We start from the raw sequence: 16,904 nt of genomic DNA on the forward strand, positions 1-16,904 counted from the left end.
ACATCATTTAAAAACGGCACAAAGCTACTTGGGAAGTCCTTACAGGGCTAATGAGGTGGGCAAAAAGACCGGATAATATTGATACTTCGAATCTCTCACTAAACTCCTTACTTAACTCCTATACTAAAATAAGCTAAACTAAAATTAAAAATAAAATAAAGGTGATCTATTATGAAAAAAACAGTCCATGTTGTTGGTGCAATTATCGAAAACGAAAAAAATGAAATCTTCTGTGCGTTAAGAAGCCCAGAAATGAGTTTGGCGAATTATTGGGAATTCCCAGGCGGTAAAATTGAAGTTGGAGAAACACCTGAACAAGCGTTAAAACGAGAAATTCAAGAGGAATTTACTTGTACGATTCAAGTAGGTACAAAAGTAGAAGATACAACATATGAATATGATAGAGTAATTGTACGACTTGAAACATACAAAGCGAAATTAGTAGATGGACAACCGAACGCATTAGAACATGCTGCTACGAAATGGGTTACGCGAGACAAACTTACACAACTGAATTTCGCCCCTGCAGATGTCCCTGCAGTAGAGAAGATTTCAAATGAAGAAAAATAAATAAATGAAATGATGTGAATTTAAGTGGAGCAACAGCAACTGATTCGAAAAATCGAGAACTCCCTTTACAAAGGTTTTATCGATCAAAACAAGACAGTCTCAGCACAATTTAAACCAAAACTTTTAACAAACAAGCATCATGAAAATGTCTTATCGACAATACTTCAAGAATTAAAAACATGTAAAACATTTATTTTTTCTGTCGCCTTTATTACTGAAGGTGGTTTAGCAACCTTAAAAACAATGCTTTACGACTTAAAACAAAAAGGGATAAATGGACGCATTTTAACCTCGACGTTTCTAAACTTTAACCAGCCGAAAATGTTTAAAGAGCTTCTTAAACTTGATAACGTTGAAGTGCGTGTAACTAGTGAAAAAGGTTTCCATTCAAAAGGTTATATTTTTGAACATCAAGACTATTACTCTTTAATTGTCGGAAGCTCCAATTTAACTGACAGTGCTTTAAAAGCAAACTATGAGTGGAATGTATTTTTAACTTCATTAGAAAGTGGAGAAATTATTAATCATTTTAAAAACCAATTTGAAGATGCTTGGGATGAAGCGATTCCTTTAAAGGAAGAATGGATTGCTAATTACAAACAATATTACGAGCTACAACCTTTTGTTAAATATACTACTTCAAAAACACTAGAACTAAATGCTGAATATTTAACAAATGCGCTTGCTGAAAGCTTAGCCATTCAACCAAATAAAATGCAGACAGCTGCGCTGGAACAATTAAATGCTCTTCGTGCAACAGGAGCTAGAAAAGGATTAATTATCTCTGCAACAGGTACAGGTAAAACGTATTTATCTGCTTTTGATGTTCGAAGCTTTTCTCCTAAAAAAATGCTATTTATTGTACACCGTGAGCAAATCTTAAAGAAAGCGATGCAAGATTATCGGAAAATTCTTGGTGGACATGAAGATGATTTTGGCATTCTTTCCGGTACCTCAAAAGATGTTCATGCTAAATACTTATTTGCAACGATACAAACAATTTCAAGAGATGGCTACTTTCAACAATTTGCAAAAGATCAATTTGATTATGTGTTGATAGACGAAGTACATAAAGCAGGTGCAGAATCCTATTTAAAAATTATCAATTATTTTACTCCTAATTTTTTACTTGGTATGACCGCAACACCTGAACGAACAGATAGATTCAACATTTATGAGTTGTTTGATTACAACATCGCCTATGAAATCCGTCTACAAGCAGCTCTTGAAGAAGAGATGCTCTGTCCTTTCCATTATTTTGGTGTTTTGGACTATGAAAAAGATGGATTAACTATTGATGATGCAACAGAGCTACAAAAATTAGTATCTTCTGAACGTGTAAAACACATTATTGAGAAGATTAATTATTATGGCTATTCTGGTGATCGTATTCGTGGATTAATGTTTTGTAGGTCCAAGGAGGAAGTTCATGAACTTTCTACTGCTTTAAACCGTGAAGGTTTAAAAACGATTGGGTTAACTGGTGACAATTCACAGAATGAGCGCGAAGAAGCAATTCAAAAATTGAATAAGGGAGAACTCGAACACATTTTAACGGTTGATATTTTTAACGAAGGTATTGATATCCCATTCTTAAATCAAATAGTAATGCTTCGCCAAACACAATCGAGCATTATATTTATACAGCAGCTTGGTCGTGGTCTACGTAAACACGATTCTAAAGATTATGTAACAATTATTGATTTTATCGGAAACTATAAAAATAACTATCTGATTCCTATTTCCCTCTCTGGGGACCAAACTATGAACAAAGATAACGTCCGCCGAAAAACGGTAAATACAGACTATATACAAGGCGTGTCAACGATAAATTTTGAGGAAATTGCCAAAAAGAAGATTTTTGATGCTATTAACAATACAAATTTATCGACATTAAAAACATTAAGGGATGCTTATACAGAAATGAAAAATCGTTTGGGTCGAATCCCTTTCCTCATTGACTTTATTGAGCAAAACTCAATCGACCCTGAAGTTATTGTAGGTTATTCCGATAACTACTATAATTTCTTATTGAAAATGAAGGAGTCAATTCCTTCTCTCACTGAATATGAACTTTCTGTTTTGGGAATGTTTTCAAAAGAGTTTTTGAATGGAAAACGAGTACACGAAATTCTTTTAATTGAAACGTTACTTTATGATGAATCAATTTCCAGAGAGTCTTTCGTTCAAAGATTAAAAGAATTTGGAACATATGCAGATGATGCAACAATTCAATCCGTTGAAAACATGTTCTCACTAAAATTCCATGTTCAAAATGATGTGAAAAAGTATAAATTTAAGCCTATTATTGAAATCGTTGATGGACACTATCAATTTAATAAGGAAATTCAAGAGAGTGTGAGAGATTCAAATTTTAAAGGATATATTGAGGATATTGTAAAATGTGCTTATGTTAAAAATCAAAAGTATGATAAATCAAAAGCAATGACGTTATATGAGAAATATTCCCGTAGAGATGCTTGCCGATTATTGAACTGGCCGCATGATGATTCATCAACTATTTACGGTTACCGCTCAAAACATAACACTTGTCCAATCTTTGTTACGTATCATAAAAAGGATGAAGTCGAAACAAGCCAAGCTTATGGTGATGAATTTTTAGCACCCGAACTATTTAGATGGTTCACTCGTAATCGTTTAACGCTGGATTCCGTTGAAGTAAAGAACATCTTAACTTATAAAGAGTCAGGGATGAAAATTCATCTATTTACGAAAAAAGATGACGGTGAAGGCACAGATTTTTATTACCTGGGCCAAGCAGACATTGCAGATGGTAGTGCAAAAAACGAAAAAATGCCTGATGGAAAAGGAAATAATCTATCAGTCGTTACGATGAATTTGGTACTAGAGCAACCTGTACATTATGATATCTACCGTTATTTAGTAGATGAATGAAAGTTAAACTCGAAGTGAACTAATTGCTTCGGGTTTTTCTCTTAAATACGAGGAAATTAAGGGGTAAAATTCTTGAATATCATTTAATCAACCTTATTAAAATTTTTTATCAAAAAAGAATAGCCTTAAATAAAAAAATCCAATCGTTTTGATTAATCTTTCTTTCAAAACAATTGGATTATTTTCAATGTAAAATCAATATTTTCTAAAGCCACACCTGTCACTCTAAAGTGATGAAGCTCAGGCTTTCTTTTGTTTCGGGTATCCAATAAGGATAGCGATGATCCCGCAAATTCCTATCAAGATCGGATAGAAAGAGTATTGTAGCATGCTCACTGGCGATATTCCGGCTACGCTTGCGGCTGCCAGGAATTGGGCTCCGTATGGGAGAAGACCTTGGACCGTACAGGAGAAAATATCTAATATACTTGCGGACTTTCTTGGCTCAATCTCATACTGATCAGCAATATTTTTTGCAAGTGGACCAGCAATTAAAATAGCAATCGTATTATTGGCTGTAGATAAATTAGTTAGACCCACAAGGCCGGCAATCCCAAATTCAGCACCCTTTTTTGATTTAATTCTTCGTGTCGCAAGGTGAAGCAGGAAGTCGATTCCTCCGTTAAACTTAATAACCTCCACCATTCCAGCGATTAATATTGCAAGAAATGCCATTTCATACATGCCTGACATTCCTTCGCCAATCGTTTGCATAAGGCTCATTAAGTGATAGCTGCCATCCGCTAAGCCCACAGCACCGGCGAGAACAATCCCAAATGCCAGAACAAAGAAAACATTCATGCCAGCTAACGCTAAAATAATAACTAAAACATAGGGAACAATTTTTACCCAACTATAGCTTAAATGTTCTACTTGTGCGGTTTCCCCCATTGTGATAACCCCTAAAATAATGCTCGTTACAACAGCTGCCGGTAACACAATCCAAAAATTCACCTTAAATTTATCCTTCATTTGTGCGCCTTGTGAACGAACGGCAGTAATGGTTGTATCTGAAATAATGGATAAATTATCGCCAAACATCGAACCGCCGACAATCGCTGCCATTACTAAAGCCATGGAAAGTTCGATATGCTCGCTTATCCCAACTCCAATCGGCGCCAGTGCAACAATCGTTCCCACCGATGTACCCATTGACAGGGAGATAAAGCAGGCAATGATGAACAAGCCTACGACAAGCAGGTTTGGCGGAATGACCGATAAAGCAAAGTTAACAGTGGAGTCCACAGCCCCCATACCTTTTGCTACCTCTGAAAAGGCCCCAGCCAAAAGAAAAATAACAACCATCAGCATGACATTTAAATTTCCTGCGCCTTTGCAGAAAATATCAACCTTCCGCGAAAACGATTCTTTTCGATTCATCGCCAGAGCCACAGCGCCCGAAATGGCAATGGCTACAATGACAGGAAAGGCATAAAAATCACCTGTAATAACCCCTGAACCAATAAATAAAACTAAAAAAACAACAAATGGGATCAGCGCCCATGGATTCTCTTTCTTCATTGTTCTACCTCCAAAATTTAAAAATGGATACATCCTTGTCCATTTTTTTTCTAAAAAAAGACCTCTTCTTGAAATAACAAGAAGAGGTCTTATATTTATAAAACACTCCTCTTATCTATCAAGCCATTGCTTGCTGGATTTGGCACAGTAACTTAATCACAAAGTTCCGCTGCCGAGATATCATAGGGCCAGTCCCTCCATCTCTCTTGATAAGAAGAAAAAATATATTATTTTTTTGCACAATAATGAAATACTATAATAAAACATCTATATTTGCAACATGTTTTTAATTAAATACTATTTCAGAGAACATAAAAACATTTTTTTAAGAAAGAAAATTCGCTTTAAGGCGACTATGGTAAAAAAAGAGAGGAGCGATTCATGAAGTGCTAAATTAAGATGTTAAAAATATTGGTGTAATCATAGAACCATCTATCACGACGATAGGCAATTAGATTGTTAATACAGGAGAATGACAAAGATGTAGGTGCATTTGCAGAAATTGAAGGTATAGAAAATGTGAAGCAAAAAAAAGTAATCATCTATTGTAAAGAGATATATTTAAAAAGCTCAATAGTAATCGTAGAGACGACTAGACTGATTTAGTTTCTTTTAACAAAAAAAGACACTATAAAAAGAATAGAACCTACCACAAAACCAATTAATTGATCTAATAATAATTCATCTCGAAGAAACCATCTGAAAATAAAAATGCCTCCAAATATAAGCATAGCTAAAAATCCGATATATTTTATTTTATTATGTAGCATCTTCTCACTCCCTCAGTTTGAAATAACCGTCATACCTATTGCAGTAAGAACAGCAATAACAAATGCTCCCACTATAATCCATTGAGGCATATCTTTTTTTCCGTCTCTCGTCACAAATATTCAGTAACGCTAACAACTAAAAATAAAACTAAAGCGGGTATAGCTAAAACATTAATTGTAAGCTCTTTGTCTGTTACGAGCATTAAAGAAACGAATAACATTCCATAGGCTAATGCTACATAAAATCCATTACTCCATTGACCTACAACTCCGGATTCAATCAACTTTTTCTTGTTAGTAGTCATAGTCGATATTTAGTCCTTCCATTTTAATTAATATTGGTATTTTTGTAAAATAAAGATACTATTGCTAAAATTAAAAATGCTTTAGCAAACGTTTTTGTAAATTCCTTAAAATCATTAGGTATATATTGACTGGTGATAAACGCTATTACTGCCATTACTATATAAGTTAAAATGCTTTTTAATTTTGTATTTTTTATTGTAATTAAATACATTAATGATTCAGCAAATAAAATAATAAGTAATAAAATAAATGTATTTATTAACACATAACCCAAAGTTTTCACCTTCTTTTAAAAGGTTAAAAAAGGATATCAAAGAATTGATACCCTTTTTATAGAATTAAATTTTTCTATTATTATCTTGTGCTTCTAACCACTCCTATTCATATGGATATAATATTAAAGCAGCACCGAATGGACCTATTTTACTCGGTAAATTAGAACTCCAGTTTCATTCAACTTTTTCTTATTTATAGTCATAGTCGACATGTAATCCTTCTCGTAATGGCGCTTGTCGTATTAATGAAACTTTGGCGTTTTATTACGAATGAAGATTGGCTGATTTATTTAATCAATATGCGTGGTTAGCTGATTTACTAAATTTATTAATAAGAAGTTGAATAACACCTCCTAAAAGACCAAATATTAGTACACCTGTCCATGTTACATTAGCTTTAAATACACTATCTTGAATATGAACATAAACAATATCTAGACCAAAAAACGTAGATTGAAAATTAAAAAATTCAACATTAGATAACACAATAGCAATAGTTCCTAAAAATGTAATTGAAGTAAAAGTGAAAATACTCAAAAGAATAGCAACGATCATTTTATAAGATTTTTTCATCTTTTCCTCCTACTCTTCTTCCGTGAATTTGGAAAGGTATAATATAAAATTCCCCTACTATTAGTACCATACCATTGGCTGTAAAAGTTTAAAAATCAATTTTTGTTATTAATTAAACAAAAATTGAGAAAAGTCGGAAGGTTAATCTCAGCTTTCTAAAATGTGAATATTGTAATTACAATACGTAGCTGTTGCTAGCACAACACTTAGGGTGTTTTGTACAATTAATGCAACAGATATTGAGATGTGTAGCAATTGGTTGGGATGAAGTTTGAAGTGTTGCAGAATGAAGAGATTGCCAGTAAAGTGAATAAAGAGTGATTCGCATATGGAATAGCTACAAAGTTGAAATCAATAAAGAGATAGCGCAAGAGATGAATACATTTGTATATGAGTGAAGATTATACCGAACTCATCAGAATAGCTATAACAAGTAGAAGTAGGAGGTAAAACAATGATCCAGTTGCATATTGAAAGTAAGAAAAAACCGGAGATTTATCGAAAGTTATTGTTACCGAAGAACAGTAGTTTTTCCATGCTAGATGAAATGATATTACTAAGTTTTGATTTGGATGGTTCGGACTATTTTAATTTTGAAATGGTTAAAAAAGATGGACGAGTATCTAAAGAGAAGATTTGTTTTTTACCTAAAAATGATACGGATTTAGATACAGATGAAGAGTTGGTCGATGAATGGCTTCGAAAATCGGGTGATGAAGCCATTGCTCATGTAATTGATAATAGTGAATCATTTACTATTCGATTCGAGAGCAATGAGGAATTACCGATGAACTCTGAAACGCCTATATGTATTGCTGGAGCAGGCAATATTCATACTGGTAAAATGGACAAGATTAATTTGGAGGAAATTAATGAACTGATACGGGAGGATGAAGAGGCAAATAGTTTACTAGAAAACCTGGAGCCAGATTATCTTACTTTATTGGAGCTTACTAATGACCTGAAAAAACTAAAGCCATGGCAATATTTAAAGGATGATGAAGTCGTTGTCATTCACTTTGCGGATATAGATTACAAAGTACTTGTTTCTGTAATGGGAGCTGGTGGTGAAGAGTTTGGATTAATGATTTTTGATATGGAAAATGGCTATGACAGCTTAGCGAAAATACTTTTTGAGAAAAATATATCGAGTGATTTTTCCTATAGTTTAAACGCTTTAACTGTGAGTTTTGTTGATAGAGAAGAGTTAGATCCAGCAGATTATCTGCTAATTAAAGATTGTGGGCTGTCGTATAGAGGGAAGAAGAATTGGATTCAATTCCGTAGCTATCAAGAAGGAACGCATCCTGAAAGACCAAATTATCTAGAGGTAGAGTTATTAATTGATGTTGTAAGTAGGATGATTAATATTACAGAAGCTAGGAAGGATGGCTGGGAATATCCACAGGTAGCTGCACATCAATATCCAACGTTTAAAGTACAAATGGATGGTGAGTTACAAGAAATCTATATTTTGCAGATAAATATACCGAAGCCAACGTATGAGTGCTACGAGGAAATTTCGATGTTTGAAAAAGCACAATATAAGAAAAAGCCTAAAAGTGCGTTACAATTAGAATATGATGTGTTTTACATGCCTTTTGGCGTAGAAACGGAACTGACGAACCGCACTGTTTATCCGATTGTTGGTATGCTTGTTGAAAGAGGAAGCAATTTGGTTATTGGACACGAAATGTTCCCGATGCCCAAAACGCCACCAATCGCACAAAGTATTTTATGGGCATATTTACAAAGCTTAGAGGTAAGACCAAGTAAAATATTTGTCTCTAGAGAGGTAAAACCGATGCTTCAACCACTAGCAAAAATTGTCGGGGTGGAGCTTGTAGAAAGTGAACTTCCTGGTATTCGAGAAGTGAGAGAATTTATGAAAGCCATGCCAATGGGTTTAATTGAAGAATAGTGAAGTAGTGAATATCCAATCACACAAAATCCCACGGAAAGGTTGATGACTTTTCCGTGGGATTTCTTTTTTTAGGGTGAAAAAAGATATTTCGTAACTTACTTTAACTATGGTTTTAAATCAAAAATGCTTTTCATCACTTCAAGTAGTAACCGCTGAAATACGTAGTACAAGTATTTCAGAGGCTAACCTTCAAAAAAGTCAGCTACTATTACAATTTATTTCTAAAAAAGAGGTTGTTGCTCAATCACTACGGTTTAGGTTTACTACTTGAGTAGCAATATAAAATTTACCCTCTCGTTTATACACTACAGATTTTGGAAACTCATCTCCATTTTTTCTTTCATATATAGGAGTACCCTCATTTAAAGAATTAGACTCAAAATTAGCATTCGGAACTTGATTTCTATCTATTTTTTGCTTAATCTCCCCTAATTTCCTTACTACTTGGGATTTTTCAACTGGTTCCCCGGTTACGACATAGACTGTATCTTGAATTTTCAGCATCTCCACAAGATTGTTTTTGCTCTCGTCAAACTTATAAGCAGTTATAAGTAAGGCAATTATTAGTATCATTATACTAATAATCCGAAATGTTTTTTTGTTTTTCATACGGCATACTACTCTCTATTTATTTCTACTCTTAACATACGTACTTGATGCATTGCTTATATATTTTGACGTGGAACCAGTGTATATTCCTGCTCCATTATATTTCTCCACATTGTATTTAGTCACACCTACATTTCCATAAACACCCGGTCTTGTCCGTTTTTTGGACCAGCTTTAATAACTTGCGCATTAGATTCTGCTTTCGTAGCAGAAATAGAAAAAGGTCCATATCCAACACGTGCACTACATGACATAGGATCTTTGCTAAAGAAATAATACGAGATATTGTATTGGTATTCGCTCCAACCTGGATGTTAAACGATAAAGTCATTAGAAATTTCTCTTTTTTATCTACAAGGAGATAAATCTTAATCGAAAACACAAATGAAAAACTCTCTCTTCTTTACTTTCCCCGGGATATTATAAACATATCAGTAGCTATAAATAGTACAAAATCAATTTTTGTTATAAATTAAACAAAAGTTGAGAAAAATTAGAAAAAATACTAGTAGGATGGACTTTGTAGAAAGTAAATTCCCTAGTATTCGTGAAGTGAAAGAATTTATAAAAGCCATGCCAATGGGTTTAATTGAAGAATAGTGAATAACGAGACCACACATTTCTGTGACTTTAGCACAGTTAAATGTGTGGTTTTATATATGGACGTTTTTTTACATTTAGTTTAGCCCACCATGCATGATAATTACTTATTGTGAATATCAATTCAACTAATATTTTCTCAATATAATATCATTTCCTATTTAAATAAAATGTTTTTGAAGTAAGAGCTGTTTGGTGGATTTTTATTATATTTATAATAAAAAATGATAAAAAAATACTCATTGCAAGTAAATTTTTACTGTTTTTTCTTTGTTTATTAAAGATAAATAAAAAAAATGGAGAATTTTTTAAAATTTATGTAGACAAAAAGTCTGGAATCATTTAGTATTTGTTCAGCGACCTACTTTGTAATGATTATAAAGTGAGATTCATTATTTGAGGAGAGGTGAAAATAGGACCTATACATGCGATTTTGTCCTATGCTTTGAAGAATTTATTAGCAATGTATTCATTTATGACAAGAAGTGAATGGAAGGATAGAGGTACCAACTTATTGTTTGTGACATTCTTCCGACATTAAGTTGTCAGCAAACACCAATAGGTATCTCTCAGGATTTAGAAAGGAGAAAAACATGAAAAAATTAAACATAGTAGCAATCTTATTGCTGATCGTATTACAAACAGTACTATCACCAATCTCAGCGTTTGCGATTGAAGCGGATGCTAATATTGGAGCAACTGAAACAAAAGAAGCACCAGCAGTAGAAGGAAACGGAGCGAATGCTATTGAAGGTGCTGGTGTAAGTGATGGGGCAGTAGAAAAAAATAACAGCGTTGATTCGCCTAAACAAGTAGAAAATCCAAGTGCCCCTATAGACAACTCAAGTACTCTAACAGAAAATCCAAGTGCTCCTATAGACAACTCAAGCACTCAAATAGACAGTCCAAGTGCTCCTATAGATAACTCAAGCACTCAAACAGACAACTCCAATGCTCCTACAGACAAGTCAAGTACTCTTGCAGAAGAATCTAAAACTGTTGTAGAAGATAGTAACGCAGTAAAACCCGAACAAACTCAAACAAATACACCTCCTGTAGAAAAAGTACAAGAACACAGCAATACAGGACTTCTCGATAGTGTGCAAATTACAAAAACAAATTTATTATACGGTGAACAAACAGGAGTCTCTGTAACATTTAGTGAAAAGCCTGGTCTGAAATTAAAATCAGGCGATACACTTACGATGACATTACCACCTGAATTAAGAGGTTTTAATAAGAATATCCCTCTAGATGATTACGGTTCATGTAATGTGACTAACGAACAAGTTGTATGTACGTTCAATAATAAAGTAGATCAACGTGAAAATATAAAAGGTTACTTTAATTTCACTATAATGGCGACGAATGTAGAGTATGGAGTTACAAAAACGGTTAATACGAGCTTTGGAACAGATTTAAGTGCACAAGCTGTAACAGTTACTCACCCAACTAGTGATGGTTCAAGAATCTTTTTCTATAAAGCAGGCGATATTATACCAGAAAATGCTGATGAAGTTCGGTGGTTTCTAGTCTTCAACGGTAAGAAGGAATCCCTTGAAAGTGATATCGTTTTACAAGATTCTTCAAAAGGCGGTCAACAAATACAGAAAGATAGTTTCTATATCAACACAAGTGGCAAACTAGGCAATCAGCGGTTGACACTAGAAGAGTTTGAAAGTAAAGGATATGGATCTGTAAGTTTTACGGATGATAATTCATTTAATGTAGTGATTTATAGTGAGTATGCAAGTTTTTCAGAGTTCACTGTAGGTTATGAAACAACTATTACAGCTGAAGGGTTAAATGAAGAATATTTTAAGAATGAATATGATTTGACTTACAAAGTTAACAACCAAAAGGAAGTACATGAGAACAAGGTAGCTCAAGTAAAAAATATTTCAGCCAATGGTGGGGCTATAGGAGATTTACCAGCCAAAGGTACATTAAGAATACTGAAACATATAGATGGTCATAAAGAACAAGTCATTCCAAATGTTCAATTTAAAGTTTTCACATCAGGTGGTCAACAAATTGGCGATCAGTATAAAACCGATGACAAAGGAATTGTAGAAGTACCAGACTTGAAGGCTGGTGACTACTATGTACTAGAAGTATCAGCTCCTGAATATGTAACATTTGATGCAAGTATGAAAATTCCATTTACAATAAAAACGGATGCTGCAAAAGGTATTGAATTACCAATTGCTAACAGTTTGAAAAAAACCTCGATTGAAGGAACGAAAACTTGGAGCAACGATCGTGAACAAGATCGTCCTTCAGAAATCAAAGTAGATTTACTCAAAGATGGACAGGTTATTGCTACAAAAACAGTAACAGCAGAAAATGGTTGGAAGTATAGCTTTGAAAACATAGACCAATACACAGTAGACGGTAAAGAAATAAAATATGCTGTGAAAGAGCAACCGGTAGCGGGATATGAGTCAAAAGTTGAAGGTTATAATATTGTAAATACAAAAATCCCTAAAGGATCGATTGTTTTAACGAAAATAAATGCTGATACTAAAGACAAATTAGAGGGCGTTGAATTTACGTTAATTAACGATGAAGGCAAAGTTATTGCAGAAAAATTAGTAACTAATAAAGACGGCCAAATTAAAGTTAACAATCTACTTCCCGGCAAATATGCGTTTGTGGAAACAAAAGCGTTATATGGATATAAACCTTTACATGAAAAAATGGAATTTACAATTGAAAACGATCAAAAAGAAGATGTTCAAGTAACAGTAGAAAATTCCTATAACAAGACAACGGTAGTATTGACAAAGCATGCTAAAGATGAGCAAGGTCCAGTATTACCTGATGCAGAATTCAAACTCATTAATCAAGAGGGTAAAGAAGTAGTAATAAAATTAGTAACAGATAAGGACGGTCAAATTAAAGTAGATAATTTACGTCCGGGTAAATATGCGTTTGTGGAAACAAAAGCACCAAAAGGTTATCAGCTGGATGCAAAACCAATCGACTTTGAAGTTAGTTTGGTAGACAAAGAATCTGTTATTCAGTTAAAAGTAGTGAATCAAGCTGAACCAACAAAGCCGACAACACCGGAAAAACCTGTGGAACCAAGTGAAAAACCAACAACACCAGAAAAACCGGTAGGGCCAAGTGAAAAACCAACAACACCAGAAAAACCGGTGGGGCCAAGTGAAAAACCAACAACACCAGAAAAACCGGTGGGGCCAAGTGAAAAACCAACAACACCAGAAAAACCGATGGGGCCAAATGAAAAACCAACAACACCAGAAAAACCGATGGGGCCAAGTGAAAAACCGATAACACCAGAAAAACCGATGGGGCCAAATGAAAAACCGACAACACCAGAAAAACCGGTGGAACCAAGTGAAGAACTAAAAGACCCAAACAATGAGGGTAATGTAGTAGAGGAACCAAAGACTCAAGAGAAACCGGAAACATCGGTGGAACTTAGTGAAAAACCAAGTGACTCACAAAATGAGCGTAATGTAGTAGAAATGTCATCAAAGGAGCACGCTAACAACGTGGTTCAAAATCAAAAAGTTGACAAAAATGATCAAGATACGCCAAATCAAGCGAAACGCTTACCTCAAACAGGGGAAAGTAATACAACCCTATACCAAGTACTCGGTTTGATTTTAGTAGCGCTAGCATACTTGTTATTACGACGTAGTAGAAGAGAAATTTAAAATATAATCCCCCTGTTTTGAACGAACAGGGGGATTATTATGTCCAAATAATTTTTAATGCTTTTTGAATTAAGAACGTTCAATGTAAATAAATACAAAAAATAAGTGTTAGCTTGGCAGAGTTACATCGAATAAATTTTGTTGGCTATAAGTACCTGCGACTAATAATATTGTATTCGTAGCACCAAAACGCATAATAGCTACCTATCCGACATAAACACCTTCACATGTATCAGGTGCTGGTTCATAGAAGCAATGATTTTTAAATTGACCAGTAAATGGTTGACCATACCATGTTGGAGGACATGGGGCATATGGGTTGAAGTACCAAAGTGCGAATTTTGCTGGATGTTGTCTCCAATAATCCAAATTCATTTTTGCTAATCTTTTTTCAGAAGACCTCGCCCTTTGGTAAAATAAATTCCCTTTTTGAACAGCTTCAAACGAATAATTTCCTCCTTGTACCTGATAAATAACATCTTCTACTGTTCTTAAATCTTTAAAGTCTAAACAATTTGATACAAGACGATTCACAATGACATTTCCAACATATAACATGCCTTGGTTTCCTTCACCTTCAGCTTCGGCTCTCATCATCCTTGCCATTAAGTCAACGTCTGCATCTCGATATTTTGCTCTTGGCATTTTTTTCACCTCCACCATATCGTATGTAAAAAAGCGTACATTATTGTCATTTGAAGTTTTAAATCTCCCCAAAACTAAAATTATTCAGTCGGACAAGGGGAGGATACGTATGATATTTGAGTAGATTCGAAGTTTTTTTCGATATCGAGAACAGTTTCATGTAAATGATTGCTTTATCCCTATGTCCAAAATTTTAGAAAATGTTAAAAACACGCCATCTATGCTAATGGTAAAATAGCAAGATGGCGTGTTTATTTTGTAGTAATCAAGTATGCCTCGGCCTAATTGCGTCCGGGATCGGCTTTGTGCTTAGGCCTGCGTGATGCAGGTCAGTTAGCCGTTATCGCATGGATGCGATGATTTTAGGCTAACATCCTTTATGAACTCTTTTCCGATTTCCGTGACATCCGCCGGAGGCTTTAACTTCTTTTGAAAGAAGTTAAAAATTCTTTTTAAAATAGGGTGTTTTTTTCAGCACGATACATACTGGAATTGCAATCAGTAAACCGACAACGTTTTGAATGACGTCTCCTGGAATGGATGCCATAGGGGCAATCCAGCTTTTGAACATAATGGCTTGCCCGATATAGTAGACCGCAATCATCACGGGCATTGAAACAACTGCTGCTAAAATGTTTAATCCAACGTTGTCGCCTTTATGACCTTTAGACCAAGCGATTTTCCCAACGATGGCACCTTGTAATGCACGGGAGATAATTGTAGTTGGCGCCCAAATTAACCAACCACCTGTAATATCGAATAAGCCCATCCCTATTGCTCCAGCAAGTGCCCCTTTTTTAGGACCAAATAAAATCGCCGAGATGAAAAGCATAGATGTCCCTAAGTGAATAAGTCCACCTTGCCCGAATGGTAGTTTAAGATTGATGAACGCTGTTGCGACAAAAACAAGTGCTGCTAAAATTGATGTTATGACTAAATCAAATGTTTTTGTGCGTGTTCTTGTATAGCTTTGCCCTTGTATATTTTGCATCTGTATCTTCCTCACTAAGATGAAATTTTTGATAATTTTAACTTTAACAAAGGACTGACTATGGTAAAAGTGTCAATTTGATAAAATTATTAAAGGTCAGATTGTTTATTTATGATTGTTCATCTCTCGAATTTAAGTTGTGTGCATTTTCGCATCTTTCTAATTATGATACGATGAAGTGAGTACATACAGGATATAGGTGGAGAGTATGATGAAAAAAGTTGCTGTAATTCAAGATATGTCATCCTTTGGGAAGTGCTCGTTAACAGCTGCGATGCCTGTACTTTCGGTGATGGGGGTTCAGGCTGTGCCATTGCCAACTGCGATTTTAACGGCGCAAACAGGGTATTCAAGCTTTTATTGTGAGGATTTAACGTCAAAAATGGATTACTTTGTGGATGAGTGGAGCAAGCTAGGTACTACCTTTGATGGTATTCATACAGGTTTTGTGACAGGAAAAGAGCAAATCGATAATATCTTTCGATTTTTAAGCGTGTTTCATTCGAGTAACACAACGCTGCTTGTCGATCCGGTGATGGGCGATTTGGGCGAAGTGTATAAAATGTTTACGGGCGAGTTGCTTGATCGTATGAAAGAGCTAGTGAAATGTGCAGACATTATTACGCCAAATATTACAGAGTGCTGTTTGCTTACAGGTTTGTCGTATGAGAAGCTACAGAGCTATCAAGAAGATTCAGATTATCTTCAGGCGCTAGAAGAAGCGGGCCATCAGCTACAGCAGGCTACTGGGGCGAATGTCATTATTACTGGATTAAATCCACCGCCAACAGATGCTAACAAGCGTTATGTCGGCAATATGTATGTCGATGCAGATCGTTCATTTTCTAGCATCCGCGATTATAACGGTGAGAGCTATTCTGGCACAGGTGATTTGTTTGCATCAGTTATTATGGGTGGCATGATGCGTGGGCAGGATCTAGTTGAATCGATGAAGCTTGCGGAGGCGTTTTTAGCCGCTTCGATTGAAGCAACGTCGAAGGGGCAAATTCCGCGCGAGGCAGGCGTGAATTTTGAAAAGTTTTTACGAATGCTACTTTAGAAATCTCGGACTGCTTTGAAAAGGTAAAATCCAAAATAGGGGAGGTGTATAATGGATTCAATTAGATATTACGTAGTGCAAGTAGATGATCGTTATTACGAGGGGAAAATTGACTTTCTTACATTTACGGATGATGAAGAACAGGCCTTTGCGTTTAAGGATATTGCAACTGCAAACCAGTTGGCTAATGAGATCAATGGGATCGTCCTGACAAGAGAAGTCAGTTATATGGAGCTAGAAGATCTTTCAGCACAATATCTGGTTGAGTACGAAGCATTGCCAAAGGAAGAGCGTGACACGATAGAATCATTTTGTAGGGAGCTCAGTATAGGAATGTATGAATAAATGCCGAATCGAATCTATTCGGTTCTTTTTTATGCAGTTTACGACTGAACTTAAGATGGAAGCCCGTAGCCACAATTGATGGTTGCGGGCATTTTTTGTAATATGAACATGTG

13 protein-coding genes and 1 riboswitch are annotated in these 16,904 nt (G+C 35.1%); of the genes, 6 read left to right on the plus strand and 7 right to left on the minus strand.

What is annotated here, in order from left to right; translation table 11 throughout:
• The first annotated feature begins 171 nt into the window (after positions 1-171).
• The gene (mutT, locus tag ACB089_RS04160; protein WP_374965415.1) at positions 172-570 is read left to right on the plus strand and encodes an 8-oxo-dGTP diphosphatase MutT; all 399 of its coding nucleotides are present in this window, start codon (positions 172-174) and stop codon (positions 568-570) included.
• Between the two features lie 24 nt (positions 571-594).
• Entirely contained in the window at positions 595-3,486 is a 2,892-nt protein-coding gene (locus tag ACB089_RS04165; RefSeq protein ID WP_374965416.1) for a DUF3427 domain-containing protein, read from the plus strand.
• Between the two features lie 240 nt (positions 3,487-3,726).
• Here the strand turns inward: ACB089_RS04165 and ACB089_RS04170 are convergent, their stop codons facing one another.
• From ACB089_RS04170 to ACB089_RS04185, 4 genes are all read right to left on the minus strand, one after another.
• On the minus strand, positions 3,727-5,007 hold the full coding sequence (locus ACB089_RS04170; RefSeq protein WP_374965417.1) for a Na+/H+ antiporter NhaC family protein: 1,281 nt from the start codon (positions 5,005-5,007) through the stop codon (positions 3,727-3,729).
• Between the two features lie 108 nt (positions 5,008-5,115).
• A riboswitch (SAM riboswitch) is annotated at positions 5,116-5,223 on the minus strand.
• 664 nt (positions 5,224-5,887) lie between these two features.
• Positions 5,888-6,082 carry a hypothetical protein gene (locus ACB089_RS04175; protein WP_374965418.1) on the minus strand — a complete coding sequence of 65 codons (195 nt, stop codon included), beginning with the start codon at positions 6,080-6,082 and terminating at the stop codon, positions 5,888-5,890.
• Between the two features lie 23 nt (positions 6,083-6,105).
• A complete protein-coding gene (locus ACB089_RS04180; RefSeq protein ID WP_374965419.1) occupies positions 6,106-6,357 on the minus strand; it encodes a hypothetical protein in 252 nt (83 codons plus the stop codon).
• Positions 6,358-6,652: 295 nt separating this feature from the next.
• Positions 6,653-6,931 carry a hypothetical protein gene (locus ACB089_RS04185; protein WP_374965420.1) on the minus strand — a complete coding sequence of 93 codons (279 nt, stop codon included), beginning with the start codon at positions 6,929-6,931 and terminating at the stop codon, positions 6,653-6,655.
• A gap of 454 nt (positions 6,932-7,385) precedes the next feature.
• Between ACB089_RS04185 and ACB089_RS04190 the strand changes: the two genes are divergently transcribed.
• Positions 7,386-8,852, plus strand: a complete 1,467-nt coding sequence (locus tag ACB089_RS04190) for a hypothetical protein (RefSeq protein WP_374965421.1) — start codon at positions 7,386-7,388, stop codon at positions 8,850-8,852.
• A 243-nt stretch (positions 8,853-9,095) separates the two neighbouring features.
• Here ACB089_RS04190 and ACB089_RS04195 read toward each other — a convergent pair whose 3' ends face one another.
• Positions 9,096-9,464 (minus strand): hypothetical protein, encoded by a 369-nt coding sequence (locus ACB089_RS04195; protein ID WP_374965422.1) that lies wholly within the window; start codon positions 9,462-9,464, stop codon positions 9,096-9,098.
• A 1,193-nt stretch (positions 9,465-10,657) separates the two neighbouring features.
• Between ACB089_RS04195 and ACB089_RS04200 the strand changes: the two genes are divergently transcribed.
• Positions 10,658-13,750 carry a SpaA isopeptide-forming pilin-related protein gene (locus tag ACB089_RS04200; protein WP_374965423.1) on the plus strand — a complete coding sequence of 1,031 codons (3,093 nt, stop codon included), beginning with the start codon at positions 10,658-10,660 and terminating at the stop codon, positions 13,748-13,750.
• A gap of 204 nt (positions 13,751-13,954) precedes the next feature.
• Here the strand turns inward: ACB089_RS04200 and ACB089_RS04205 are convergent, their stop codons facing one another.
• Both ACB089_RS04205 and ACB089_RS04210 read right to left on the minus strand, forming a co-directional pair.
• Entirely contained in the window at positions 13,955-14,395 is a 441-nt protein-coding gene (locus ACB089_RS04205) for a cell wall hydrolase (protein WP_374965424.1), read from the minus strand.
• A gap of 439 nt (positions 14,396-14,834) precedes the next feature.
• A complete protein-coding gene (locus ACB089_RS04210; protein WP_068985396.1) occupies positions 14,835-15,386 on the minus strand; it encodes an ECF transporter S component in 552 nt (183 codons plus the stop codon).
• 211 nt (positions 15,387-15,597) lie between these two features.
• On the opposite strand from ACB089_RS04210, the gene ACB089_RS04215 reads away from it, so the two are divergent.
• Entirely contained in the window at positions 15,598-16,446 is an 849-nt protein-coding gene (locus ACB089_RS04215) for a pyridoxamine kinase (RefSeq protein ID WP_374967509.1), read from the plus strand.
• A gap of 51 nt (positions 16,447-16,497) precedes the next feature.
• Positions 16,498-16,791: a hypothetical protein gene (locus tag ACB089_RS04220; protein ID WP_068985394.1), complete on the plus strand. Its 294-nt coding sequence runs from the start codon at positions 16,498-16,500 to the stop codon at positions 16,789-16,791.
• Positions 16,792-16,904 lie beyond the last annotated feature (113 nt).

Source organism: Lysinibacillus sp. RS10 (assembly GCF_041956855.1).
GTDB lineage: Bacteria > Bacillota > Bacilli > Bacillales_A > Planococcaceae > Lysinibacillus > Lysinibacillus xylanilyticus_A.

Coding starts and splice junctions, on each gene's coding strand:
- ACB089_RS04200 (WP_374965423.1), top strand. CDS start 10,658: ATGAAAAAATTAAACATAGTAGCAATCTTATTGCTGATCGTATTACAA.
- ACB089_RS04215 (WP_374967509.1), top strand. CDS start 15,598: ATGAAAAAAGTTGCTGTAATTCAAGATATGTCATCCTTTGGGAAGTGC.
- ACB089_RS04205 (WP_374965424.1), bottom strand. CDS start 14,395: ATGCCAAGAGCAAAATATCGAGATGCAGACGTTGACTTAATGGCAAGG.
- ACB089_RS04190 (WP_374965421.1), top strand. CDS start 7,386: ATGATCCAGTTGCATATTGAAAGTAAGAAAAAACCGGAGATTTATCGA.
- mutT (WP_374965415.1), top strand. CDS start 172: ATGAAAAAAACAGTCCATGTTGTTGGTGCAATTATCGAAAACGAAAAA.
- ACB089_RS04185 (WP_374965420.1), bottom strand. CDS start 6,931: ATGAAAAAATCTTATAAAATGATCGTTGCTATTCTTTTGAGTATTTTC.
- ACB089_RS04210 (WP_068985396.1), bottom strand. CDS start 15,386: ATGCAAAATATACAAGGGCAAAGCTATACAAGAACACGCACAAAAACA.
- ACB089_RS04195 (WP_374965422.1), bottom strand. CDS start 9,464: ATGAAAAACAAAAAAACATTTCGGATTATTAGTATAATGATACTAATA.
- ACB089_RS04175 (WP_374965418.1), bottom strand. CDS start 6,082: ATGACTACTAACAAGAAAAAGTTGATTGAATCCGGAGTTGTAGGTCAA.
- ACB089_RS04220 (WP_068985394.1), top strand. CDS start 16,498: ATGGATTCAATTAGATATTACGTAGTGCAAGTAGATGATCGTTATTAC.
- ACB089_RS04170 (WP_374965417.1), bottom strand. CDS start 5,007: ATGAAGAAAGAGAATCCATGGGCGCTGATCCCATTTGTTGTTTTTTTA.